We start from the raw sequence: 754 nt of genomic DNA, 5'->3' as shown, positions 1-754 counted from the left end.
GCGCTTGCGCCGTTCCTCAGCCGCCTTCCGCGGCGCAAGGTGTTTCCCGCGCTGTTCGTGATGTGCGACGAGAGCTGGGCGCTGGGGCTGGCGGATGCGAGGCAACGCGCCGCGGCCGGTCTGAACCCGGCCTTCAGCCTGCCCTATTATGCCGGCGCCGCCCTGCCCTTCTACCTCGCCTGGGCGGTGTTCACCACCGCCGGCGCGGCACTCGGCCCAGTGCTCGGCAATGTCGAGGATTACGGCTTCGCCATGGCCTTCCCGGCCGTGTTCCTGGTGCTGATGCGCGGCATGTGGACGGGTTTTGCCGCGGCGCGGCCGTGGCTGGTCAGCCTGGTGGTGGCCGCCTTGACCTACCTCATCGTTCCCGGCGCCTGGTATGTGGCGGCCGGCGCGCTCTCCGGGCTGGTCTCGGCCTGGCTGTTTTCGGGAGACGAAGCATGATCGATCCAGCAAACGTGCTGGCCATCGTGCTGATGGCCAGCGTCACTTATCTGACCAGGGTCGGCGGCTATGTCGTGCTGCGCAACCCAACGCTTGGCCGCCGCGCCACGGCGGTGATGGAAGCCGCGCCCGGCTGCGTGCTGATCTCGGTCATCGCGCCGGACTTCGTCTCCAAAAATCCGGCCGACCTGGCGGCGCTCGCCATCACCGTGCTCGCGGCGACGAGGCTGTCGATGCTGCCGACCGTGGTGATCGGCGTGGCTTCGGCGGGGATGCTGCGGCATTTGATAGGCTAGGATGGGGGCCGGCG

2 protein-coding genes are annotated in these 754 nt (G+C 68.8%); both read left to right on the top strand.

Annotated features, from left to right (window positions below):
• Window positions 1-444, top strand: a 444-nt coding sequence (locus EN742_RS36675) for an AzlC family ABC transporter permease (RefSeq protein WP_189375767.1), incomplete at its 5' end; no start/stop codon positions are given.
• On the top strand, window positions 441-740 hold the full coding sequence (locus tag EN742_RS36670) for an AzlD family protein (RefSeq protein ID WP_128333972.1): 300 nt from the start codon (window positions 441-443) through the stop codon (window positions 738-740). The genes EN742_RS36675 and EN742_RS36670, both read left to right, overlap by 4 nt.
• The last annotated feature ends 14 nt before the right edge of the window (window positions 741-754 follow it).

The sequence above is a fragment of the Mesorhizobium sp. M4A.F.Ca.ET.020.02.1.1 genome (assembly GCF_004022645.1).
GTDB lineage: Bacteria > Pseudomonadota > Alphaproteobacteria > Rhizobiales > Rhizobiaceae > Mesorhizobium.
The sequence above is the reverse complement of the archived record's forward strand: the minus strand, read 5'-3'. Positions and strand labels throughout refer to the sequence as shown.

What these genes read in the sequence shown, in the direction of transcription:
- EN742_RS36670 (WP_128333972.1), top strand. Translation starts at nt 441, where the DNA reads ATGATCGATCCAGCAAACGTGCTGGCCATCGTGCTGATGGCCAGCGTC.